This window comes from Pelorhabdus rhamnosifermentans, from assembly GCF_018835585.1.
Classification (GTDB): domain Bacteria; phylum Bacillota; class Negativicutes; order UMGS1260; family UMGS1260; genus Pelorhabdus; species Pelorhabdus rhamnosifermentans.
Genome location: NZ_JAHGVE010000001.1, coordinates 136,644 through 160,233, shown reverse-complemented (window position 1 = coordinate 160,233; position 23,590 = coordinate 136,644). Strand labels below are relative to the sequence as shown.

Annotated in this window: 22 protein-coding genes; all 22 read right to left on the bottom strand. The window is 39.4% G+C overall.

Annotated elements, in window-relative coordinates; translation table 11 throughout:
- Window positions 1-24: 24 nt before the first annotated feature.
- On the bottom strand, window positions 25-576 hold the full coding sequence (gene rfbC, locus Ga0466249_RS00785) for a dTDP-4-dehydrorhamnose 3,5-epimerase (protein WP_215827979.1): 552 nt from the start codon (window positions 574-576) through the stop codon (window positions 25-27).
- A gap of 34 nt (window positions 577-610) precedes the next feature.
- On the bottom strand, window positions 611-1,486 hold the full coding sequence (gene rfbA, locus Ga0466249_RS00780; RefSeq protein WP_215827529.1) for a glucose-1-phosphate thymidylyltransferase RfbA: 876 nt from the start codon (window positions 1,484-1,486) through the stop codon (window positions 611-613).
- 4 nt (window positions 1,487-1,490) lie between these two features.
- Window positions 1,491-2,549 carry a dTDP-glucose 4,6-dehydratase gene (rfbB, locus tag Ga0466249_RS00775; RefSeq protein ID WP_215827528.1) on the bottom strand — a complete coding sequence of 353 codons (1,059 nt, stop codon included), beginning with the start codon at window positions 2,547-2,549 and terminating at the stop codon, window positions 1,491-1,493.
- Window positions 2,550-2,654: 105 nt separating this feature from the next.
- Complete coding sequence (locus tag Ga0466249_RS00770; RefSeq protein WP_215827527.1) at window positions 2,655-3,749, bottom strand: glycosyl hydrolase family 28-related protein; 1,095 nt, start codon at window positions 3,747-3,749, stop codon at window positions 2,655-2,657.
- Between the two features lie 33 nt (window positions 3,750-3,782).
- The gene (locus Ga0466249_RS00765) at window positions 3,783-5,201 is read right to left on the bottom strand and encodes an MATE family efflux transporter (protein ID WP_215827526.1); all 1,419 of its coding nucleotides are present in this window, start codon (window positions 5,199-5,201) and stop codon (window positions 3,783-3,785) included.
- A gap of 9 nt (window positions 5,202-5,210) precedes the next feature.
- On the bottom strand, window positions 5,211-6,059 hold the full coding sequence (locus tag Ga0466249_RS00760; protein WP_215827525.1) for a glycosyltransferase: 849 nt from the start codon (window positions 6,057-6,059) through the stop codon (window positions 5,211-5,213).
- Between the two features lie 35 nt (window positions 6,060-6,094).
- Window positions 6,095-7,288, bottom strand: a complete 1,194-nt coding sequence (locus Ga0466249_RS00755) for an O-antigen ligase family protein (RefSeq protein ID WP_215827524.1) — start codon at window positions 7,286-7,288, stop codon at window positions 6,095-6,097.
- 73 nt (window positions 7,289-7,361) lie between these two features.
- Window positions 7,362-8,285: a glycosyltransferase family 2 protein gene (locus tag Ga0466249_RS00750; RefSeq protein WP_215827523.1), complete on the bottom strand. Its 924-nt coding sequence runs from the start codon at window positions 8,283-8,285 to the stop codon at window positions 7,362-7,364.
- A 22-nt stretch (window positions 8,286-8,307) separates the two neighbouring features.
- Window positions 8,308-9,447 (bottom strand): glycosyltransferase family 4 protein, encoded by a 1,140-nt coding sequence (locus Ga0466249_RS00745; RefSeq protein WP_246588362.1) that lies wholly within the window; start codon window positions 9,445-9,447, stop codon window positions 8,308-8,310.
- A gap of 42 nt (window positions 9,448-9,489) precedes the next feature.
- The gene (locus tag Ga0466249_RS00740; RefSeq protein ID WP_215827978.1) at window positions 9,490-10,800 is read right to left on the bottom strand and encodes a nucleotide sugar dehydrogenase; all 1,311 of its coding nucleotides are present in this window, start codon (window positions 10,798-10,800) and stop codon (window positions 9,490-9,492) included.
- Window positions 10,801-10,825: 25 nt separating this feature from the next.
- Window positions 10,826-12,073 carry a glycosyltransferase family 4 protein gene (locus Ga0466249_RS00735; RefSeq protein ID WP_215827521.1) on the bottom strand — a complete coding sequence of 416 codons (1,248 nt, stop codon included), beginning with the start codon at window positions 12,071-12,073 and terminating at the stop codon, window positions 10,826-10,828.
- Between the two features lie 23 nt (window positions 12,074-12,096).
- Window positions 12,097-12,744, bottom strand: a complete 648-nt coding sequence (locus tag Ga0466249_RS00730; RefSeq protein ID WP_215827520.1) for an acetyltransferase — start codon at window positions 12,742-12,744, stop codon at window positions 12,097-12,099.
- Between the two features lie 10 nt (window positions 12,745-12,754).
- The gene (locus Ga0466249_RS00725; RefSeq protein ID WP_512699359.1) at window positions 12,755-13,408 is read right to left on the bottom strand and encodes a sugar transferase; all 654 of its coding nucleotides are present in this window, start codon (window positions 13,406-13,408) and stop codon (window positions 12,755-12,757) included.
- A gap of 3 nt (window positions 13,409-13,411) precedes the next feature.
- Window positions 13,412-14,620 carry a DegT/DnrJ/EryC1/StrS family aminotransferase gene (locus Ga0466249_RS00720; RefSeq protein WP_215827519.1) on the bottom strand — a complete coding sequence of 403 codons (1,209 nt, stop codon included), beginning with the start codon at window positions 14,618-14,620 and terminating at the stop codon, window positions 13,412-13,414.
- A gap of 53 nt (window positions 14,621-14,673) precedes the next feature.
- Window positions 14,674-16,584, bottom strand: coding sequence for a polysaccharide biosynthesis protein (locus Ga0466249_RS00715; RefSeq protein ID WP_215827518.1), 1,911 nt, complete (start codon window positions 16,582-16,584; stop codon window positions 14,674-14,676).
- A gap of 29 nt (window positions 16,585-16,613) precedes the next feature.
- The gene (locus Ga0466249_RS00710) at window positions 16,614-17,306 is read right to left on the bottom strand and encodes a CpsD/CapB family tyrosine-protein kinase (RefSeq protein WP_215827517.1); all 693 of its coding nucleotides are present in this window, start codon (window positions 17,304-17,306) and stop codon (window positions 16,614-16,616) included.
- Between the two features lie 2 nt (window positions 17,307-17,308).
- Window positions 17,309-18,769, bottom strand: a complete 1,461-nt coding sequence (locus Ga0466249_RS00705) for a GumC family protein (RefSeq protein ID WP_215827516.1) — start codon at window positions 18,767-18,769, stop codon at window positions 17,309-17,311.
- Window positions 18,770-18,816: 47 nt separating this feature from the next.
- Window positions 18,817-19,479 carry a polysaccharide biosynthesis/export family protein gene (locus Ga0466249_RS00700; protein WP_312889676.1) on the bottom strand — a complete coding sequence of 221 codons (663 nt, stop codon included), beginning with the start codon at window positions 19,477-19,479 and terminating at the stop codon, window positions 18,817-18,819.
- Between the two features lie 31 nt (window positions 19,480-19,510).
- Entirely contained in the window at window positions 19,511-20,308 is a 798-nt protein-coding gene (locus tag Ga0466249_RS00695) for a tyrosine-protein phosphatase (RefSeq protein ID WP_215827515.1), read from the bottom strand.
- Window positions 20,301-20,528: a hypothetical protein gene (locus tag Ga0466249_RS00690; protein WP_215827514.1), complete on the bottom strand. Its 228-nt coding sequence runs from the start codon at window positions 20,526-20,528 to the stop codon at window positions 20,301-20,303. Before Ga0466249_RS00690 ends, Ga0466249_RS00695 begins: the two co-directional genes overlap by 8 nt.
- A gap of 237 nt (window positions 20,529-20,765) precedes the next feature.
- Window positions 20,766-21,446, bottom strand: coding sequence for a response regulator (locus tag Ga0466249_RS00685; protein WP_215827513.1), 681 nt, complete (start codon window positions 21,444-21,446; stop codon window positions 20,766-20,768).
- Window positions 21,447-21,467: 21 nt separating this feature from the next.
- Window positions 21,468-23,105 (bottom strand): histidine kinase N-terminal 7TM domain-containing protein, encoded by a 1,638-nt coding sequence (locus tag Ga0466249_RS00680; protein ID WP_215827512.1) that lies wholly within the window; start codon window positions 23,103-23,105, stop codon window positions 21,468-21,470.
- Window positions 23,106-23,590 lie beyond the last annotated feature (485 nt).

The window sequence follows — 23,590 nt, the reverse complement described above, 5'->3', positions numbered from 1 at the left end:
ATCACGTCCCCCAAAGTTTATCTTCTAAAGAGCTGGCAATTTTTCCACAGGTACATCCTTTAACTTTGGATATACTTTATCCTTTTCTGACAGCAATACATCTTCCATCGGCCACTCAACACCAATATCAGGATCATTCCAGATAATGCCGCCTTCCGCTGACGGAGTATAAACATCCGTACATTTATAGGTAAAATATGCGGTTTTACTCAATACACAAAAGCCATGGGCAAAACCTGACGTAATCCAAAACTGACGATGATTTTCACCTGATAAATTCACACCGACCCATTGGCCAAAAGTAGGCGAACCCGTACGAATATCCACTGCTACATCAAAGACTTCTCCCTGAACCACAGAGACTAATTTCCCCTGTGAATGAGGATTCTGGTAATGAATCCCCCGTAATACTCCGCGAGATGAAAAAGATAAATTATCCTGCACAAAGCTTCCTTTTATCCCGGCTTGTTCATATTTTGCCTGACTAAAAAGCTCCATAAAAAAGCCGCGCGTATCGCCGAATACCTGTGGCTCAATAATCAATACTCCCGGCAATTTTGTTTCTATAACCTTCACGGCGCTCACTCCTGACTTATTTAAACTCATGCACTTATTCTCCTGCCAACTGCAACAAATACTTGCCATACCCATTTTTCTTCATGATATTCGCTAATTCAATTAAATCATGGCGAGCAATATACCCCATACGATACGCTATTTCTTCCGGACAAGCCACCATCAGTCCCTGTCTGTCTTGCAATGTCTGAATATATGTCGCCGCTTGCATGAGCGATTCATGAGTGCCCGTATCTAGCCACGCATAACCACGGCCTAATGTTTCCACACGCAATGCATGCTGATCCAGATACAACCTGTTAAGATCAGTTATTTCCAGCTCACCACGCGCTGACGGCTTGACGGACTTGGCCAAATTCACCACTTGTCCATCATAAAAATAGAGACCTGTCACAGCATACTGGGATTTCGGCCTTACAGGTTTTTCTTCCAAACTCATAGCCTGACCAGCCGCATTAAACTCAACGACGCCGTATCGCTCTGGATCCTTCACCCAGTAAGCAAAGACTGTTGCGCCCTGATCCTGCTGCGCCGCCTTTTTAAGCTTCTGGCTAAAAGAATAACCATAAAAAATATTATCTCCAAGCACCAGCGCACAACTATCACCAGCAATAAACTGCTCCCCAATAATAAACGCCTGCGCTAATCCATCAGGACTTGGCTGCACTTTATAAGATAAGTTCATACCCCACTGACTGCCGTCACCCAAGAGCGCGATAAAAGCATCCTGATCCTGTGGAGTGGTTATAATCAAAATATCACGAATTCCTGCTAGCATTAAGGTCGATAGCGGATAATAAATCATCGGCTTGTCATAAACAGGCATGAGCTGCTTACTAACGGACTTGGTAATCGGATAAAGCCGCGTGCCTGACCCGCCAGCTAAAATAATACCTTTTGTCACTGCCATAGGATCACTCTCCTATCCCAAGTCGTTCCCGGCGATAACTGCCATCGGTTACCCGCTGGCACCACTGTCCATTGTTTAAATACCAATCTACGGTTTTCGCAATCCCAGTCTCAAACGTTTCTGCTGGTACCCAGTCAAGTTCACGCTGAATCTTTGTAGCATCAATGGCATAACGCATATCATGCCCGGGACGATCTTTAACAAAATGAATCTGCTCACGATAGGATTTTCCATCTGTGCGAGGACGCTTCGTATCCAAAATATCACATAAGATATGTACAATACTTAAATTTGTTTTCTCATTATGTCCACCAATATTGTATTTTCCACCCGTTATTCCTTTTTCTAAAACAGTCATTATCGCCTTGCAATGATCTTCTACATACAGCCAATCACGCACATTTTGGCCTGTGCCGTAAATTGGTAGATCCTTGCCTTCTAAAGCATTTAGAATCATGAGTGGAATAAGCTTTTCGGGAAACTGATAGGCTCCATAGTTATTCGAGCAGTTGGTCATTAAGACTGGCAGCCCATAGGTATGGTAATAAGCTCTAACCAAATGGTCGGAAGAAGCCTTCGATGCAGAATACGGAGAATTTGGCGCATAGGCTGTTTCTTCTGTAAAATAGCCATTCTCGCCAAGCGAGCCGTATACTTCATCAGTTGAGACATGTAAAAATCTGAAATTAGACTTGCGCTCATCACTAAGACAGCTCCAATACTTACGAGCCGCTTCTAACAAAGTAAACGTGCCATTAATATTCGTCTCGATAAAAGCCGTCGGACCATCAATCGATCGATCGACATGAGACTCAGCTGCAAAATGTACAACAGCCGTAGGTTGACGCTCAGCAAATATCTGTTCCACTAACGTCCTATCACAAATATCACCGTGAATAAAAGTATATCCTGCATTACTTTCTAAATCACGCAATGAATCTAAATTTCCTGCATAGGTAAGCTTATCTAAGTTAATAATATGAATATCTGATTGCTGACTCAATACAATATGAATAAAATTACTTCCAATAAACCCTGCTCCGCCGGTAACTAAAATTTTCATACTTCACACTCCTTAAGTGAAATAGAATTAACATACCAAGTAAAGAAATCATTAATAAGGTTCATACTTAAATAATAATTAACATGGCATCGATAGTTGCTCTTGCTATTTTTTTAAAGTGTGTAGTTCCGTTCCATCTCGCAACATTCCTGAAATGTTTGCACCTGCCATAAACGAATAACTACGTTGCAGATTTGGACAATTAAGAACTAGACTAGATGTAGCGTCAATTACGATACTCGGCACGCCGGCACTTGCATACACCGAACATTCGTCAACCCCATAAGCCGTTATATGGCTGTTAACACTATATAGCATTGTAGCATTTGTTGCTGTTGCACCATTTCCTACACCTACCATTCCGTTAATTGCAAGCGACGAATCCTTTGCATATACCGCACCACTACTGTTATTCTCGGAACCAATACCATTTATAGAGACACCATGGACATTTGAGAAAGAATACGCATAACCTTTATTGTTATCTGCCGCAGTGGTCATAAATGCCATATAGTCCGCAGTATTTATATCATATCCATTCCCACTATTATTTAGCGCCCAAGTTCCTCTAATGCTTGTTGTAGTAGCTCCATGATTAATACTAAAACCATTTTTAACATTGGATGCACCGACACAATCCTCAAAAGCCGTAAGATATGCATAGTCAGTGTAAAAACCATTCAGAAATCCAACCGACCACACATTTTTAATTCGTGTGAATGAAACAAAACTGCTTGGAGTGCCAACCACCTCAATCCCTGAATTGGCACTTGCAGAATTACCCTTAAGGTAAAAACCCTCTAACACAACACTGCTATGCGTGATCAATATTCCTGCTGATAAATTTGTAATCGGAAAATTGATTGTTGTCCTACCATTCGTATCAGCACCTAATCCTTTTAGTGTAATGGCCTTATTGATTACTAGCTGCTTCGAGCATTTAAAAGTGCCAGGTGGAATAAATACTGTGCTACCTTCAGTGCACGCATCAATAGCGGCTTGCAGTGCTGCGGCATCATCCGTTTGGTTATCACCCCTGGCCCCAAAGGCACGAACATCAACCCATGGAACTTTGGTAATAATGTCGGCTTCTTGTGCTGTATCAGGATAATTCGCAGGCGTTGGAGCCGCACCTGCCAACACCATGACCATCAGCATACAAAACATAGTAAATACAGTAATTAACCACTTCTTGCACATAATAATCCACTTCCATTATCGTTTTAACTATTCTTATTTACTCACATATTCCCGGATAACACAAACCGCCCCACATAAATTATCTCGCTTTATCCACAAGTACACTACATACATCGCCAGATACAAGACCACTGACCACCAGCTATCAATAAACCAGCTGAAACCTATAAAGCCAACTACCATGGCAAGCTCCAGCAAGATATCTTGCTGTAAATCCAAATTCAATAGAATTCCTAAAAAATACTCCGCCATGACACATCTGAAGGCAAATACAACAACAATGGACATAACCGCTAAATTCAGGTCGTGTAACCAATATATAGTCACAAACGTAAATAGGAGACTTACCACCACTGCCATACTGTTAATACGTAACAATATGCGCTCCTGCCGCAAGCTTTTCAGATAAGTATTTATAAGCAGAGAAACCTTGCTTTCAAAAAGGCAGATGGGAAACAACACCGCCATATACACTAGGCTGTCGGCATATTTCGGCAGCCATATGGACAGCACCGTCTTAAGCGGATAATAAACACTCAGCAAACCTAGTAACGCCACGGATAAACAATTACGCAATGTTGTATATATTTCCGGCAGCTTAGTTTCGTTCGTCCGCTTTAAGATTGGAAACAACACCACACTAACTGCGTTAATAAAAACCATTAAAAAATTAGATATGCTTAACGTCAACGATACCTTCCCAAAGGTCGCTACGTCCCACCTTTGGGATATCCCCCATCTGATGATCGCTAATATCAATATACTTGCCATATTGGCAAACATGAGTTTTATACCTACGCCGATGTTATTATATGCCTCTTTTATGCCAGAATTTAATGACTCTAACTTAGTAAAAACCAAATCCTTACATAGGAACATCAAATACATCAGTGTCAAAACCTTAGCAAGCAAATCGCTAATAATAATATATCTAAATTCAAACTTGCTTAAACTATAGGCTGCAACTAAGAATATTAAAAACAATACTTTCTCTAATATAGTATTCACTGCATATTCTTTAATCCTATTCGTGATCTGTAAAACATATAATACAAGAGACCTTGGCGTCAATATAATATTACTCAAAAATGCAGCCCCCACAATGTAAACCTTGTCAGTCTCCTCCCATAAAAGACCAACTGCACAGAAAATAAAACTCGCAACAAAAAATTCAAACAGCCATAAAAGCCAAAACTGTGTCGCCATCTTATTGCGATTGATATCATTATATGAAATTCCGGCATAACGCAAATATACACCGTCTACCCAGCCTAGTTGAAACCATGATCCAAGTGCAGCATAGAATACATATAGTTGCCAAAAACCGTAACCTTCCACACCGACAACTTTAGGCACTACCAAAATCATTAGCACTGAAAAAAGTATCGAAATCATATTAGCAGCTACTGAAAACGTGATATTCTTTATGCTTTCTCTTATTTTAACATTCATTGTTTTCTCTCAATACGCAAAATGTTTTTTTCCAAATTTTTTATTTCTATAATCTTTATACCCCTCAAATATGCTTTTAATCTTTCTATATTTATCATCTTCGGCAAGTACTATTTTGAGTATCCTTTTTATCCAATTAATTAATACCCTATTTCTAACATTGGGATATTTTTGTAAAACATAAAACATATTTCGAGTAATATAATAATCCCTTATGTAATTATGGTTAGTTGGATAATACCGATATATTCCTAAAAATTTTTTCCGAGTTGGATTTCCCATATGATGTATTAATTTAATATCTTTAATCTTAAAAATTTTATAGCCCTTACTATTACACCTGTAGCAAAACTCATGGTCGACTTCATCAATAAATAATTTTTCGTCAAATCCACCAACTTCTATAGCCGTTTTCACTTTAATTATGTTACCTGATGTAATACACCGCGTTACCTGCTGTTGATCCTTATTATTGTCAATTACATAGGTATCTTCAGTTACCAGTATTGGTGCTACGCTGACAACATCTGGCTTATCAGCAAAATTTTTTAGCATATTGGCATACAGTTCAATGTCCCTTTGATAAAAGAAACTATCTTGATCCATCGTCAAAAGCCAGGTGTAATTACCCTGAATCTTATTTAGCACAACATTAAGCGAATAAGCAATCCCCATATTCTCCTTATTCTTTATATATCGTACATTGGCACAAGCTATTAAATGCTTCACGAGCTGTTCATTAACAGTATCAGAATTGTCAATAACATAAAGCACATCTACATAAGATACATAACTATTTATATTATTTATAATATGGTCTTCTGGATTGTATAATATCACTACTCCTGCTAAAGACATGGTCTATCCCCTCCATAGTAAACACGTGGCTAATGTTATAAAGAATTCAGACATTGGCAATTTTCCTCTTTATTCGCTTGATTAACCAATTGCTGTGAGTTTGCAAATATAAAAGAAATTATCATGGCGCTCCATATTATCGATTCTGTGTCGAAGAAAAAAACCTCAACCATTGAATGGATAAATACTGATAGGTAAGCGATTAGCGCTGCTAACCTCTTATTTGATAAATGGGAAATACTGCATTTTAATAAATAAAATACTGGAAAAGAAAGAAGCAATAAATATATCGTCCCGAACAATACGCCTAAACTTCTAATTGATGTTAAAATTACATTATGTGGTATATTTACCGTAACGATGCCAATACCAAAAGGCTGTAAGGTAATCTGCGTAATTGCTTCATCCCATAAATATTGTCTAGAATTCATTGAACTATCTCCTAAGCCCAATAGTAAACCATTCCAAAATGTTATTCCAACTTCTGTATATTGGAAAAAGAAAAAGAAGCTGCCTAATAATAATATACTATTGCAGAAGATGATAATCTTTGTAATCATCTTTACTTTAGAGTTCAATAGCATAATATATAAATATACAAAGAACGCAAATGCAATAGAAATGATAGCACCTCTTGATATAGTTAACATAATTCCTAAAAGATTAATTATTACAAATAGTATCCAGCCTTTATCTTTAGCTATAAATTCATAAAGCAAACCAAAGCCAAAGAAAAACGCTATATAATTAGAATCACCTAAAAGCGTTGTTGCCGTTACTTTGAAAGAATAGAAGTCATTATATTCTGTTTCAAGATCAGTAGGTTTAAGTTCCACCCCAAAAAACATGCTAAGCGCTAATTGAATAAGTAAACTAATAATAAGTATACGATTGGCTGTTATGAAACTATCGGGATTATATTTGAAGCAGTATTCAGCTAATAAAAAGGTGACGAGTCCGAAAAACAAATTGATTGACCCGGCAATTACGGATATTCCAAGATCAGACCAGTAATATGTAAAAATCGAATAGATAAAGCACAAAAAATAGCACAAATAAAACATTCCCTTTGCTTTAGATAACTGTAACTTTGTGCCCATTTTCCATGACTGTATTAGGATTATAAGGAATATCAGGGGTATAATAACTTCAGCTACATGTATTTTGTACTTAAAACCACTAAAAGATAAAGATGTTAATGTTCCTAGGCTAAGCGCTAAAAAAATCAAACAAATACTCCTCAAAAACTTCACCCTTCTCCATCATCTTCTAGCATATCCTGACTACCATCATTTCTTGTCATTATCTCATGGACCTATTCGACAGATTATCCACATTCTGTCGAATTACTTCACTTACTCTGTTTTTCATCACAGAAATAAGCCTCATCTCAATAATCGCTAATCTAAATAGCCCTCTGGTAAAATAGAGTTTCAGTCCTTTTAGCCCCAAATACTTTTTCAGATATAACAATTTGCTATTTAACAGAAACTGTTTCGTTTTAACCAAAGAATTATAAGTTTTATTAATCGAAACTGAATGATTATGCACATAAAACTGATTTAGTAATAATATACTTTTATATCCATTTTCCTTCAATTTATGAGCTAATACCTGCTCCTCACCATACAAAAAAAATTCTTCATCATACATTCCGTATTTTACCATAATATGTGCATCAACCATTAACATAGACCCCTGCACAACATCCACGGAACAATAACTCTTTTTTTCGAAATATTCAGGGTTGTAGGTTACTTTTGAACCTAAAATTCTTGTTAAGAATATACTTGCACTTAATATTTCCTGATTAGCAGTAGGAAGTTTCCATGCAACCACTTCTTGTCTATCACCACTAGGTTTCAAAGGAACCGGAGTTGCAATAACACAGTCATTTTCATTTATTAGAACTTGTCTCAACTCTCTGACACATTCATTTGAAAAACAAACATCTGGATTAACAATCAAAATATAATCAGATTTTAAAACTTCGTACGCATACTTGATTCCTAAATTATTTCCATATCCATATCCGCCATTATGTTCCGCTAAAAGAACATGGATTTTTTCACTCTTATATTTCTCTAAAACTGAAAATGAATCATCTGTCGATTTATTATCGACAACAATAATGTAACGAAGGTCATTATAATTTATTATTTTGTCTAATAGCAATTTTGTAGTTTCGCTATCATTATAATTTAATATTACACAGCTCGTTATCATACATTCTCCCACTATCGGCTAATTATATTTCGTTATAAGCATCCTCTATTAATTTCTTGGCGATATTATTCCACGAATAGTTATTTATTATATACTCATGAAATTTATTTCCTCCAGCAGCGAGGACTTTTTTACTTAAATGGGAAGATATATATTTAAGTTTTTTACCGAAAACCTCATCTTGATTTTCAACAACAAAGCTATTCTCTCCATCGATTATATATTCAGCGATTGCCCCTGTGTCTGTGAATAACGCCATCTTTTTAAATTCCGCCGCAGTGAATATTACTCCGCTCATACTGGCATGTCGGTAGGGTAGCAAAATGATATCTGACTTGTTTATCAAGTAGTTAAGTAAATTATCTTCGACATACCTATTGATATACAAAATGTTGCTACATTTATTTATATCTTCCTCTAACGCATCTAGTTCCTTATATTCTGCATACTTTCTTCCCGCAATAATAAGAAGTTTATCTTCATTTTTAAAGTGTTCAAGCCATATTTTGGCAAGCCTATCCACACCTTTGCTATAAAAAACACCACCAAAAAATATACATATCCAATGATACTTTTGAACCTTGTCAATAATGCTTTGCTCTACCTCATTAATATCATATTGAGTATTTTGATTTAAGTAAGTACCGTGTCTTTGGATAACAATCTTATTTTCAAATTCACCAAATAAATGGATAAACTCTTTTTTTATACTTTCACCATGCAGTACGATGGTATCAACAAGCCCATATATTATTTTCAAATCATTCATGTACTGCTCTCCATTTATATGAGGTAATACGTTATGAGCTGTATACACTATCTTCTTACAATACTTCCTTATTTCTTTAAGAAAATAGATATCAATTTTATATTGTAAGAGCCATTGAATGTGAACAACATCATAGTGTTTACTTTTTAATTCATTAATAATTTTTTTATACGAATAAATATATTCTATGCCGCGTATAATCTTTCTGAGTTTGTTACTATTCATTTTTTCTGATATTCTGAAAAAAATCGGCATGATATTGTACTTTGCATCAGCTATTGCCTTATAATAGCAATTCGTAACCAAAGTTAAATCTTCATACTTTGCTATGCTGCTGCACAGCCCATTTGTATAAAAAAATATATTATTGATTCCCCACGGATCAATCATCATTATTTTCAAATGCCATGTCTCCCTAAACACATAGTATATTTGTTATAGTCTCCAATAACAGTATCCTAACCTTTGAAATTCTGCTTTATCTAAAATACTCTTAACATCAATAACTACTTTTTCTTCATTAGGACAATCTTTAAACATACTATCTAGCTTTTTAAGACCCATTGTCTTAAATTCATTATGAGCAACTGCTAATACCACACAATCGGCCTCTTTAATTTCCGATAAATCAACTAAATCCACATCATACTCTTGTTTTGTATCAGCGTGTGGATCTACGACAACCGGCTCAATTCCATACTCTTTTAATCGCTTAATGATATCCTCAACTTTTGAATTTCTTGTATCTGGGCAGTTTTCTTTAAATGTAATTCCCAAAATAACAACCTTAGATTTTTTGACAACTTTCCCCACTAACACTAGTTTCTTGATAATTTCGTCGGCTACGAACGATCCCATTCCGTCATTAATCTTTCTACCGGATAGAACGATTTGTGAATGGTAGCCCAACATCTCGGCCTCATATACAAAATAATAAGGATCAACACCGATGCAATGACCGCCAACAAGACCAGGATAAAAATTTAGTGCATTCCACTTGGTATTCATTGCTTCTACTACTTCTTTTGTATCTATGTTCATACGGGCAAACACCATCGCAAGTTCATTCATAAAGGCAATGTTAATATCACGTTGACTATTTTCTACAACCTTGGCAGCTTCGGCTACTTTAATTGAAGAAGCCTTATGTACGCCAACCTCGATGACAAGCTCATATACCTTGGCAATTTCATCTAAAGACTCTTCATCTATTCCTGAAACGATTTTTTTAATATTCTCAAGTCTATGCACTTTATCACCAGGATTGATACGCTCTGGAGAATAACCGATTTTAAAATCCACTCCACATTTTAATCCAGACTCTTTTTCAAGAATCGGAATACAAACATCCTCAGTAACACCTGGATATACTGTAGATTCATAAACTACAATAGAACCTTCAGTTAAATTTCTACCGACGATAGTACTGGCACCCTTGACAGGACTCAAATCCGGGGTCTTATCGACATTTATCGGAGTTGGAACAGCTATTATATGAAACCTAGCTTCTCTCAGTCTTGTCTCATCTTCTGTAAAATCTACTGTGGTTTCTTTGATAGCATCATCTCCTACTTCATTTGTAGGATCAACGCCATTCTTATATTGCTCAATCTTATGAGCATTTAAATCGAATCCGATTACATTAATCTTTTTTGCAAATGCTACCGCAATAGGCATACCAACGTATCCCAAGCCAACAACTGAGATTTTTTCTTGTTTGTTTACTATCTTTTGATATAACTTCATGCGCGCAATCATCTCTTCCATTTATTTATACAATTTCTATAACATCAATCAATTCTTGTGTTAATTTTTTAAAATCAAATTCATAGGCCATCTTCCGAGCATTTTCACCCATTGACTGGTTTTTCTTCTCATTACTACAAGCTGTAAGTACTGCTTTAGCAACTTCTTCTGCATTCTGTATAGGAGCGCTAATCCCACAGTTAGCTCTTTCGCAAATACTATATCCTGTTGAATATGTCTGGACAATACATCTACCAGCTGCTAAGTACTCAAAAAATTTGTTTTGGCTTTGACCATATTTATCAAGAAGAGTGCTTGAATTATGTAGTATATTTATATAAGCTTTTTTAAGAATAGAAGGTACGTACTTCTTTTCAACCCGTCCTTTGAATATAACATTATGGATACCTTCATTTTCACAACGTTTCTTAAGCATTTCACTTTCATCGCCAGAGCCATATATCAAAAACATAATTTCTGTATTCCCTTGATCTTGAATTATTTTCGCAGCATCCAATAACATTCCAAGATTATTAACTTTCCTAATAGAACCAGCATATACAATGTTTTTATAGTTTTTATTATCTAAGTCTGAATCAATTATCTGATTTTCCACACTATTTTTATCAAATAAGTCAACAACGACTCCATTACTGATGTGCTTTACCTTAGCTAAATCAATATCCCTATCCCAACCTTGATCAATAATATAATCTTTACCGCCTTCCCAGGTCATGATAATAGAGTCCGCCTTTTTATAAATCCATTTTTCACCTTTATATAATGCTTGGGCTAGGATGCTCCTTCGCTTTAAAATACCATACGCTACGATACTTTCCGGCCACAAATCTCTTACTTCACAAATACAAGGTATACTAAACTTCTTAGCAATTTTTATTCCTGCCACCAAAGTAAGAGGATGAACACTTGATGCGAGAATAACATCAGGTTTGCCATTTATTTTTGCATAATCCTTAGAAACAGGAAAAATATTTCTGTAGAAAGCTACCATGTTTTTGATTCTCTGCTTTCCATTTTCCATGTAGGATGGTGTCTTCACAAATACAAACGGGATTCCGTCTGCTGATAAATAGGAAGTATATTTTCCACTATCAACTGCTATGATTTCCGCAGAATTATGAATTGTATTTGCACAAAATACCGTCGCATTATATCCTTGTTTAATGAGATTTTCTGCAAACCAGTAATGTCTTCCACCACGGTCACTACACATATTCGTTGCATAATGATTCCACAACCAAACATTCTTCAAATCGATACTCTCCTTAATATCCTCTATTCATAAAATCTTATTGGTTTAGCGGGACTGCCTACGGCTGTACATTTAGAAGGTATGTCTTTTACGACAACCGCCCCTGCCCCAACAATACTATTATTCAAAACCTTCATTCCTTGTATAATTTGCGTACCCGTTCCTAACTCCGTTTCCTCACCGACAAAGACGTTTCCTGAAATATTTACGCTGGGATACAACGTAACAAACCTACTTAATTTCGAATCATGCCCAATGGTACAATCCAAATTGATAATTACGAAATCCTCCAATGTTATATTTACAGTAAGGACACTGCCGGCACAAATGATAATCCCCTTCCCCAAACAAACTAAACCGGATACCAAAACACTCGGATCAATTAAGTTAGGAAACTCCATTTGGCTGTTATTCTTTAAACGGTCAAGTACTTTTTTTCTTGTTGCAGAAGTACCGATTGCACAAGCAACTGCCACTTTCTCTTCAACTTTTATTAAGTCATTGATACTTCCTAAAACCGGAAGGCCATTAATAATCGTTCCCTTCTCCATTCCGTCATCTATATATCCCATTAAATTCCATGTTTTCTCTTGCTGATTCATTCTTTCTACGAGCCACTGAACTTCGCGACCAAAACCTCCGGCTCCGATGATGACTAATTTTTGCAACATCTCATCCCCACTATAAATCTATTGACTGTTTTCCTTTATTCTCTCTACCGCGAAACGCTTCCATCGTAGCAGCCCGCCCAGAATTGATTCCTTCCCGTTTAAACACCTTGATCACTGTTTTGATGATGATCTTCCAGTCACCCAGAAAGGTTATGCTCTGCGTATATTCCACGTCCAATGCGAACTTCTCTTCCCAGCTAATCGCATTTCGCCCATGAATCTGTGCATATCCGGTAAGCCCAGGCCTCACATCATGTCGATGTCTTTGGTATTCATCGTACAAGGGTAAATATTGAACCAATAATGGCCTCGGTCCCACAATACTCATATCACCTTTTAAGATGTTGATGAGCTCCGGCAGTTCATCTAATGATGTAGAGCGTAATAGCTTACCGAAACGATTCAAACGTTTTTCATCAGCAAGCAGTTTTCCATCCTCGCCTCTTTCGTCTGTCATTGTTCTAAATTTAACCATCTTAAATATCTTCTCATGTACCCCTGGTCGCTGTTGCTTAAAAAATACTGGACTACCTAATTTAACTCGGACAAAAAAAGCGATAATAAGTATTACAGGCGATAGAACTAGGATCGAACATAGTGACAATACAAAATCCATCCATCTTTTAAAAACCTTTCTATACAATCCGATCGACTCTACCTGCATCTTTCATCTCCACAACTTCTTCATGATCCTAACGACCCTTTCCAAATCATCTTCATTCATATTCGTGTCGCTTGGCAAACATACACCTTGCTTAAAAATCTTCTCACTAACACTATTACATACACTATTCTTAAAAAGCTCGCCATCGACAGGATCACTCTCACACTGACTAATAAAATCACACTCACTATAGTAAGGTTGAAGATGCATCGGCTTCCAAATCGGACGTGATTCAATATTTTCTTCATCTAAAGCCCGCAACACATCGAGCGGCGTCACCGATCCATTCAGCGTAATGCAAGAAAGCCAATAATTGGGCTGATTCCAATCATTTACAGGCATCATTTCAATGCCGTCTAATCCTTCAAACGCCCGCTGATAAAAGGCAAAAATGTTTTTCTTTTCTGCTATTCTCTGATCTAAAACTTTCAATTGTCCTCGGCCAATGCCTGCCACAACGTTTGACATCCGATAATTGTAGCCAAGCTCACTATGCTGATACCACCGGGCTGTATCTCTACTCTGAGTAGCCCAGAAACGTATTTTAGCAATGCGCTCTTCGGACGTTTCCGGATCGTTCGCTACAACCATGCCCCCACCAGATGTTGTGATAATTTTATTGCCATTGAAACTAAATATGCCGTATTTTCCAAAAGTTCCCGTGTATTTTCCTTTATATAACGTACCTAACGATTCAGCAGCATCTTCAATCAAAGGAACATGATAGTGATTACACAACGCCAATATCTTATCTAAATCAGCTGATAAACCATAGAGATGAGCGACTAATACGGCCTTGACCTTTCCCTCATATTTCTGAAACGCCTTTTCTAGCGCGACAGGTGACATATTCCACGATTCCTCATCGGAATCAATAAAAACAGGTACGGCATTCTGATAGATAATCGGATTTGCCGTAGCTGAAAAAGTCATGGAAGGACAAAACACAATATCTCGGTTGTGACGATCAATCCTTTCCTGGTCTTGACCTACACCCACTGCTTTCAGCGCCATATGAATGGCAGCTGTTCCAGAAGACAGTGCCGCCGCACACTTTGCGCCTAATTTTGCTGAGAATTCTTTTTCAAACTCATTCACGTTCTTGCCAAGGGGGGCAATCCAATTCGTGTCAAAAGCCTCTCTGACATAAACCTTTTCATACCCTTCATCACTCATATGCGGTGATGAAAGATAAATTTTAGCTGAACCCATTTCCATCCTCTCCCCACTCCCAAATTTTTCATTCTGAAACAGTCCTATTTTATTTAACTGGCATCGGTTACTGTCTGATACTGCTCCACAGAATGTTTTCCCCGTTCGCTTATGACATCCGCCTCATGATAAACAACTTTGCGTTTTGGAAGCTGCGCACTTTGAAAGGTTGGAATCAATTTCGCTAGTTCCTGAATGACTTCCGTCCTGTCCACGGCCAGCTGCAAGGATAATAATCTTTGCAGCAGAATTTTTTCATCGACCGTTTTCAAATTAGCAACAAAAATCTTCTCGTGCTTCGTCGAAGTCGTCCCTTCCTTGGCTGTCAACAATTCCTCAAATAATTTTTCACCTGGCCTAATTCCTGTAAATTGGATCGGAATATCTTTATATGGCGAAAGGCCGGACAATTCAATAAGGTCACAGGCCATATCCAAAATCTTAACGGGTTTCCCCATATCAAGTACAAAAACCTCACCTCCCTTGGCAATAGCCCCAGCCTGAAGGACTAATTGCGAAGCCTCCGGGATGGTCATAAAGTAACGTTCCATATCGGGATGCGTAATCGTGATGGGGCCGCCTTTAGCAATTTGTTTTTTAAATAAAGGGATTACGCTCCCGCGACTGCCAAGTACATTGCCAAATCGGACCACAGCAAATTTGGTCGAACTTTTTTTACTGATATTTTGAATAATGAGTTCAGCGACCCTTTTAGTTGCGCCCATGACACTGGTAGGATTGACGGCTTTATCTGTGGAGATCATAACAAATACTTCAGCACCTGCCTCATGAGCCGCCTCAGCCACCGTCTTGGTACCGAAAATATTATTACGTACGGCTTCCTCTGGTTGCGCTTCCATCAGAGGCACATGTTTATGAGCCGCCGCATGAAAAACAACTTGCGGCTGAAACTGACTAAATACCTCATCCATACGCCTTTTATCCCGCACATCGGCAATCACGGGCGTTAACGCCACTAAAGGATGCTTGCTCTTCAGTTCCTGGTCAATTTCATAAATGCTATTTTCCCCTTTACCCAGCAGCACCAGTGTTTCCGGTAACATTTTCACCACCTGTCGACAAAGTTCAGAGCCAATAGAACCACCCGCTCCGGTAATGAGCACTCGTTTACCCGTCAAATATCCGGCAATTTCTGCTAAGTTAAGCTGGACAGGATCCCGCCTGAGCAAATCTTCTAAATCCACCTTGCGCAGCTGCTGCAAACTGACCTTTCCATCGATCAGTTCATAAATACCTGGAACAGTCTGCACGCTGCAATGTATGTTCTGGCATTTTTTTACAATTGACCGGACAATGTCGCCGCCGACAGAAGGCATGGCAATAATAATCTCATTAATATGTTGCTCCTCAACAATACGCTCAATATCGTTTTGCGTCCCCAATACTCTCACGCCAAACATCATCCGATTCCCTTTATAGGAAGAATCGTCAATAAACCCAATCAGTTTTTTTGTCTCATAGTAACGCTGAATAATTTCCCGCGCGATCATAGCACCGGCATCGCCAGCCCCGATAATAAGAACTTGCTGAATCGGCTTCGTAGATGTCGGACGCAATACATAGTGCAGCACGCGCAATCCTAATCGACTGCTGCCAATTAACACTATATTAAATATCCAGCTTATCACTTGGATACTTCTGGGTGGTGTAAAACCTATCAGCATGAAATAGCCACCAAGGATCAACGAACTGACCGTAACGGCTCCGATAATTCCCATCAATTCGTGAATACTGGCATAGCGCCACAATCGATGATATAAACGAAATAAGTAAAAGCTTCCCAAACGGATCAAAATAATTGCCGGTAAGTAATGAAAAAGCAGCGTATAGTAATACGTGCTCACTACGCCTTCAAAACGAAGGAAAAATGCAAGAAATGGTACTAATGAAACAATCAATATATCTGTGATAATCATTACTATAGACAACCACCTTCGCCGCATAACAAACACCTCCACCCAATCTTATTGCGTCACGCTTTTTTCTTTTTTTCATTACCATAGTAATAGTAATAATAGGCATGTTCTTCCTCAATCTCTACTCGATTGAGAATAACTCCCAGGAGATGTCCGTTGGCATTTGTCAACAATTCCTTGGCTCTTTGGGCCATCTCCGGAGGATGCACGGCACTAGAATCCAATACCAACAGAATTCCATCGACTTTAGAAGCCAGCACACAAGCATCGGTAACAGCCACTACTGGCGGCACATCGATGATAAGATAGTCCGACTGCGCTTGCAAAGCCTCCAACAATTCCTGCATTCTTGCCGCTCCCAACAGTTCCGAAGGATTCGGGGGTATGGGACCACTCGTCAATACCCTCAGATTTTCAATTCCCGTATCCTGGATAAGATTAGTAACGACCAGATCTTCCACCAAAAAGTTCGTAACACCACGTTTGGATCGGTTAAAAATCTGATGCTGGACAGGTTTACGCAAATCGCAATCAACAACAATTACCTTTTTCCCAGATTGCGCCAGAGCAATGGCCGTGTTTGCGGCAGTAGTTGATTTCCCTTCCCCAGGTCCGGCGCTGGTGAACATCAGTGTTTTTAATTCACCATCGATTTTGGCAAATTGGATATTCGTCCGCAGCGTACGATAGGCCTCGGCTATTGGCGATTTTGCATCTTGTTGTACAATCAATTGGTAGTGTTGTGACATGATTAGCCTCCCCATGGCAATTTTCTCTGAACAAGTTGAGCCAGTCTACTCCACCTACCTGTCCTCTGCCTTTTATCGCGGATCGTAAAATCAGGAATACTCCCCATGACTGGCATATCTAAATACTGCTGCACGTCTTCGGCAGTCCTAATCGTTTTATGCATGTATTCCTTCAAAAATGCCCAGCCTGTACCAACGAACAAACCACATATGGCCGCAATCAATACGTTCAAGATTTTCTTGGGCATGATGGGCTTGTCCGGGGCAATGGCTACATCGATGACTTGGACTTCAGTTGGTTCCATAACTTCACTAATGCGGGCTTCCTCATAGCGCTTGGCAAGCATAATGTAGATTTCCTGATTTACAGATGCGTTACGCATGACTTTCATTAAGCCTTGTTCTTTCACAGGCAAGGTACCGAGCTCTCGCTCACTAGCACTGACAATCGAATTGATTGCCTGATTCTGAGCAGCCCCGGCAGCAATTTGCGCCTCCGCTTGAATCCTTCCTTGCACCAAGCCGATATGAATCGGATTCATAGAAGGGGCATCCGCACTAATGACACGGGCAATTTCCGTGTTTAATTTGACCTTCGTGGCTTCAATAGCAGCGCGTGTTGCCGCGACTTGGGGATGTTTATCCGTATAATTGGCAATGAGGGTAACCAATTGGACTTCCTCATCAGCCAACTTGCCTTTATATTGCTGGATCAACGGACTGTCCGCCACAAAACCTGATTTTTCTTGATTCAGTTGTTGCTGAGTAACACCGAAAGTAGCCTGAGCCGCTGCTAAGTCGGCCTTATTTTGCGCCGCCAGTTTATCAATATCAGACAGCTTGGTAAGCATGGCTTTCGTTTCTTCCGCCGGGTCAACAATTTTTTGCTGCGTCTTATATTCTTGAAGGGCTTCTTCCGATTGTTCTAATTCTTGTTTGGATTCCTGCAGCCGCTGACCAATAAAAGCCCGTACATTAGACTGCTCCGCACGAACTAAAAAGGTCATGCGTTCCAAGAAAGTATTGACTAGCGTATTGGCTACCCATTCGGCTTCCTCGGGGGACCTTGCAGTGACTTTGATCTTCAATATTTCTGTGTCCTTAACCGGTTCTGTCGTAATCCGCTTCAAAAACTGTTCATAAGTAGGAACTTCTTCCTTATCGCCTTGAGTCTGATCAATAACCTCTTGCATAACAGTACGGCCTTTGAGGATTTCGGCATAGGTATTCATTAATTGTTTGGTATGAGCCGAACTGTCCACAGGTAAATCGGCGAGGAGTGAATCACCTAAGCCTTTGGGCTGTTTGACCCGTAAATTCGTCACCGCTTCATAGGTGGGAGGAATAATCAAGCTAATCACCACCGCCAGTATGACAAAGACCAGAAATACATTTCTAATCAACTTGTATCGTTTTTTAATGATTTTCAGCATCTCTTTTAAATCAAGGGTTGTTTCATTCACACTATTGCCTCCGTGTTGTAAAATCAGTAAGGTACCGAAGGACCCTATCAGTCATGCAGATGTGTTGCATAATATAACCCAGACAAATAGGGGAGAATGTCCCTTGCAATATCCAGCCGCCCGTTTGAGGATAGATACACTACATCGCCGTCATTCAATACCTGATTTTGACTCATATCGCCATCTTTTAATAATTTAAGTAAATTTACCGTGATGGGTTGATCCGTTTGACCGCTGCGAATAATCATAACTTTCTTCTTGGCAGCATCTTTGGTTTGGCCACCAGCCATGCCGATGGCATCTAAAATGTTGTGCTGCTTTTCCACCTCATACATTCCAGGCTTGGCCACTTCACCAAGAACATACAGCCGAATGGTATGAAATTTGACAACATTCACACTGACTTTTGGATTGACAATATATTCACTCAATCCTGCAGTAATGCGGTTCGTCAATTCAGCGATTGTCAGTCCGCTTGCCTGGATTTCACCAACCAATGGAAAACTCATTCTCCCGTCCGGGCGAATGACTAGCTCATTACCCGCGATGGCACTTGCATTTTTGCCTTGAAACTGGTCGTCATAGCCCCAGACACTGACTGTTACCACATCGCCTGGAGAAAATTGATACTCGGCCGCTAATAAATCCTTTGTGACCAAGAAACTCATCAAACATGTAAGAAATACAGTGAAAATCCGAACTTTCTTCACTAATCTACCTCCTGAAAATATTGCACATCTATTAACTACCCGTAAATTTCTTCAATAGCCGCTGCCAACGATTCGTTGATTGAGGAAAAACCAAGTCACCAATTTCCTCTACTTCCACGGCTCGGCTCTGCAAAACTTGCAGGGCATTGATGACAAATAATTGTTTAGTTGACTCCGCACCAACCAATTCAATCATTCGATACCAGATTGCCTGCATATCCGGATTGCGGGCCCGAGTGCTATGCGCATCAGAACCGATCAAATGAATGAGGCCATTAGTTAAGAACAATTCTGCCGTCTCTCGAATTCGCTCACCCCAACGTCCGGTAATACTCGGCCCATTCATTTGCGCAAGGATCCCCTTCCTTATCCATCCGGCCAATATCTCCGGCTGACGTGCCAAAACTGGATGCCGTTCGGGATGAGCCAGAATCGGAGTAATTCCTCTAGTCTGAAGTTTAAAAAAGAACTCTTCCGTGTAACTGGGAATTTCCAACCCCGGCAATTCCGTCAATAAATATTGTCCGCCATTGATACAATAATCACCTGGCCCGGGTATCCGTTCCAAAATATCCAATTGTAACGCAACTTCTGCCCCTGGATACAACTCCAGTGTCAGTCCGGCTTGCCTGGCAGCCGTCTGTAACAATTGACAGCGACTGACGATATCCTGCCAATCCGGCAGCCAGTCACCTTCGATAACATGGGGGGTGGCAATCATTGCGGTGGTTCCTCTGGCTGAGGCAATCATTAGCATTTGGATGGCAGTCGTCCTATCTTTTGCCCCGTCATCCAAGCCTGGCAAGATATGAATGTGACTATCAATCATTCCGGTTTATCCTCTTCTCTTTTAATGTCTGGCACTTTAAACCGAACCTTATTTGATTATCTAATTCGATTCGTAATGTTTCCAGCTCGGTAGCACTTAGCTGATCCAATTTGGTCGTCCCAATACAGTCCTGAATAAATCCATTTACCTGAAAAGGGTAATATCCCATATCAATCAGCTTTTTTACCTGGTCCGTGACTGTTAAAGACTGATCATGCATCTGGCAGCCCCCCCCCCCAAAAAAATTTGTAAGCACCTTCACCCAATCTTATATATTTATGCAAAGTACAAAAATCTTATCACTTCTGTTGTTTCTGCTGCACTTATATCGTAGCAAGTTTTAACATTTTTTGGTACTCTCTAAAGAGGTAGGATATCACCTACCTCTTTAGAGAGGAAACGTACGTTCGGTAAATTACTCAACAAAAAAACCGGGATTTTCCTCCCCGGTTTGTGATTAATTTTGTTCCCACTCGTTCGCCACCGTCAAGTTAGCCTGAACTGCATAGGCAACTGCTTGAACACGATTCTCCAGATGCAGTCGCTCTAGGATTTCATTCATATGATACTTCACAGTGTTTCCGCTAATATTGAGATCCGCGGCAACTTCCTTATAAGTTTGTCCATGCGCGATATGGATTAAAACTTCTTTCTGTCGTGGAGTCAGTGGATTTCCCGTTTTTGCACCACTGACGGACCCCGCTGGAAATTTTCCATTCTGACTCGTCACAAACCCCTGCAATAAACGTTTGGTCAGCCCCGGCGAAAAAACCATTTCCCCTTTTACGACATCTTCCAACATCGTCAAAAGCGCCTCAGCTTCAAGGTTTTTAAGCAAAAATCCCGAAGCACCGCTTTGAATCGCTTCACATACCAGCTGATCCTCATCGATCATAGTCAGTATTACAACCTTTATGTCAGGAAATTCAGCTTTTATTAAACGCGTGGCTGTCAGGCCATCGCATCCTGACATTTGAATGTCCATGAGTACCACATCGGGCTGAAGTTCTCTAACCGCCAGGAGCGCTTCCACACCATCCTTAGCCATACCGACTACAGCGATACCACTCACTTTAAGCAAAGTTTTCAGCCCACTTACAAACAACGAATGATCATCAACAAGTAATACTCTTATCATGATTATCATTTCCTTATTCGATTATTTTACGTGATAGCATAAAGGAATCTCAATTGTCACCAGAGTGCCCTGGCCAAGAATTGATTGTACCTTACAGGTTCCCCCTATTTCCTCAGCGCGTTCCATGATAATGTGAAGGCCAAATTTTCCCGGAACAGTTTGCATTTTTTTTACATCAAATCCACAACCGTCATCAAAAATTTTAACGACAAGCTGCCCCGCGACAAAAGTAAAAGCCAGCTGAATGCTATGGGCACCGGAATGCTTTCGAACATTTGCCAAAACTTCCTGAATAATCCGCAGCAATTGGACTTCGGCCTCCGGCATCATCCGACTGGATGACATCCCTTCTAAACCAGTAGAAACGATAGTAATTCCGGTCATTTTGCGGAATTGCTCCAGCCAGTCCTGCAATTTATTAAAAAAGTTCCATTCCCCAACATTCCCCTTCAAACTGTTAATTGCTTCTCGCACATTGGAAAAAGCTGCATCAGCGACTTGAGATAAGGTTTTCAATTGCTCTCTGGCTTCTAACAACTGGCCTTTTTGTAACAACAACTGAATCACCTGCGTTTGCACTTTGACATAGCCAGGAAACTGCCCCGCCCCATCGTGTAATTCCCGGCCCAGCCTATTGCGTTCATACAGAACGGCCTGGGCCTTTTCCTGCCCGATTCGCTTGGCTTCTTCCTGCTTCTGCCGGGTAATATCCGTTACTAAAATAATCTGCCCAAGCAAATGCTCCTCGACTTTCTTTAAGAAAATCCGATTCAATCGAAAATAACGATATCCTTCAGGATATTCGCGCATCACTTCACAGTTTTCCAAATCCGAATTTCTGTAGAATTCATCCAAGTGAGACCAACTCGCAACTACTTCCCTAAACCTCGCGCCGATAGCGGCTGGTAAACCGTTAAGCATCGTTTTCGCAGCAACATTCATCTCCACAAGATAGTCCTGTTCATCAATTACTAGCCAACCATCCATCCTGTTACGAGCAGCTAGTTCCTGAGCAAGAGGAAGAATGCGGTAAACCTTCCAGCGATAATAAGCCCAAGCTGCAAAAACTCCTGATAGCAAAACCCCGAAAGCAGGAGGAACAAAAACACAACAGGCCGGAATATGCATCATCATGTGCCCCAGCCAGGGAAATAATTCGGGCATCACAAACCATAAGGCCTGGCGTCGGCGCAAACCAACGTTAAGAGATACCCAGCGCACACTTAAGACCGTGCTTATCACACACAGTAGATAACTATTGCCTAAAACCAGCCAATTTATAAGTCCAAAACCAAATTCGATGTTCTGACCATCCACCCAACCTGAACTCCAATACAACCCCTGCCAAAAATTAGATAAAATGACCAGCCACAGAAAGCCAATAATACCGAGAAAGCCATACTTTACTAAATAAAGTATTTCATTCTCCTGCTTACTTAGGTGCCAAATAAACAAAAACCAAAGATAGGGTAAAAGGACAGCCACCATTTCTTGAAGAGAACTCCAAAACATTTTAACTGACAATTCGTCGCTTCTATCAGACAAAAGGAAAAATAAAATCCAGGCACCTTTACACACCTGGCAAGCGATATAATACATAGCACCTGGTAATTTACGAAATTGCCAAGTATAAATCGCCAAGGCTTCCATCATCGCCATATCAAATAAATAAATCCAGATATGATTACCCATTGGATTGTAATAATACATAACTGCATTGTCAGTTTCATCAGCCGGCTCCTATGCCCTAGATATCCCTGAACTTGTCCACCCACTGTTCTTTTGTCATTGTCACTCACATCCCTTGATTTTTTATTCACTTACATCTTACCAATTATTCACATACTTAGGAACTATCTAAATGGATAGTGTATACTATCCATTTAGATAGTTCACACCTATATGTTAGCGGATTCACGCATAAGATTGATAAGTTTAGAGGTATTATACATTAGAAAAAATATCTTTAAATGGAATATTTGTTATTATATAGCAAGTATATGACAAATAGATGACAAAATTATGTTTACTTCATTACAACAAGCTTATCTTACATAATTTACCGCATATATTTTGTCTAAAGGGAAAATAAATAAAAACAAAAAAAGTGACAGTTCCTTTCAAAAAAGCCGAAAAAAATTAAC

What these genes read in the sequence shown, in the direction of transcription:
- Ga0466249_RS00745 (WP_246588362.1), bottom strand. Translation starts at nt 9,447, where the DNA reads ATGATGATTGATCCGTGGGGAATCAATAATATATTTTTTTATACAAAT.
- Ga0466249_RS00750 (WP_215827523.1), bottom strand. Translation starts at nt 8,285, where the DNA reads ATGATAACGAGCTGTGTAATATTAAATTATAATGATAGCGAAACTACA.
- Ga0466249_RS00680 (WP_215827512.1), bottom strand. Translation starts at nt 23,105, where the DNA reads ATGGCGATGATGGAAGCCTTGGCGATTTATACTTGGCAATTTCGTAAA.
- Ga0466249_RS00685 (WP_215827513.1), bottom strand. Translation starts at nt 21,446, where the DNA reads ATGATAAGAGTATTACTTGTTGATGATCATTCGTTGTTTGTAAGTGGG.
- Ga0466249_RS00770 (WP_215827527.1), bottom strand. Translation starts at nt 3,749, where the DNA reads ATGTGCAAGAAGTGGTTAATTACTGTATTTACTATGTTTTGTATGCTG.
- rfbA (WP_215827529.1), bottom strand. Translation starts at nt 1,486, where the DNA reads ATGGCAGTGACAAAAGGTATTATTTTAGCTGGCGGGTCAGGCACGCGG.
- Ga0466249_RS00690 (WP_215827514.1), bottom strand. Translation starts at nt 20,528, where the DNA reads ATGCATGATCAGTCTTTAACAGTCACGGACCAGGTAAAAAAGCTGATT.
- Ga0466249_RS00730 (WP_215827520.1), bottom strand. Translation starts at nt 12,744, where the DNA reads ATGTTGCAAAAATTAGTCATCATCGGAGCCGGAGGTTTTGGTCGCGAA.
- Ga0466249_RS00765 (WP_215827526.1), bottom strand. Translation starts at nt 5,201, where the DNA reads ATGAATGTTAAAATAAGAGAAAGCATAAAGAATATCACGTTTTCAGTA.
- Ga0466249_RS00740 (WP_215827978.1), bottom strand. Translation starts at nt 10,800, where the DNA reads ATGAAGTTATATCAAAAGATAGTAAACAAACAAGAAAAAATCTCAGTT.
- Ga0466249_RS00695 (WP_215827515.1), bottom strand. Translation starts at nt 20,308, where the DNA reads ATGATTGATAGTCACATTCATATCTTGCCAGGCTTGGATGACGGGGCA.
- Ga0466249_RS00760 (WP_215827525.1), bottom strand. Translation starts at nt 6,059, where the DNA reads ATGTCTTTAGCAGGAGTAGTGATATTATACAATCCAGAAGACCATATT.
- Ga0466249_RS00710 (WP_215827517.1), bottom strand. Translation starts at nt 17,306, where the DNA reads ATGTCACAACACTACCAATTGATTGTACAACAAGATGCAAAATCGCCA.
- rfbB (WP_215827528.1), bottom strand. Translation starts at nt 2,549, where the DNA reads ATGAAAATTTTAGTTACCGGCGGAGCAGGGTTTATTGGAAGTAATTTT.
- Ga0466249_RS00720 (WP_215827519.1), bottom strand. Translation starts at nt 14,620, where the DNA reads ATGGGTTCAGCTAAAATTTATCTTTCATCACCGCATATGAGTGATGAA.
- Ga0466249_RS00715 (WP_215827518.1), bottom strand. Translation starts at nt 16,584, where the DNA reads ATGCGGCGAAGGTGGTTGTCTATAGTAATGATTATCACAGATATATTG.
- Ga0466249_RS00725 (WP_512699359.1), bottom strand. Translation starts at nt 13,408, where the DNA reads ATGCAGGTAGAGTCGATCGGATTGTATAGAAAGGTTTTTAAAAGATGG.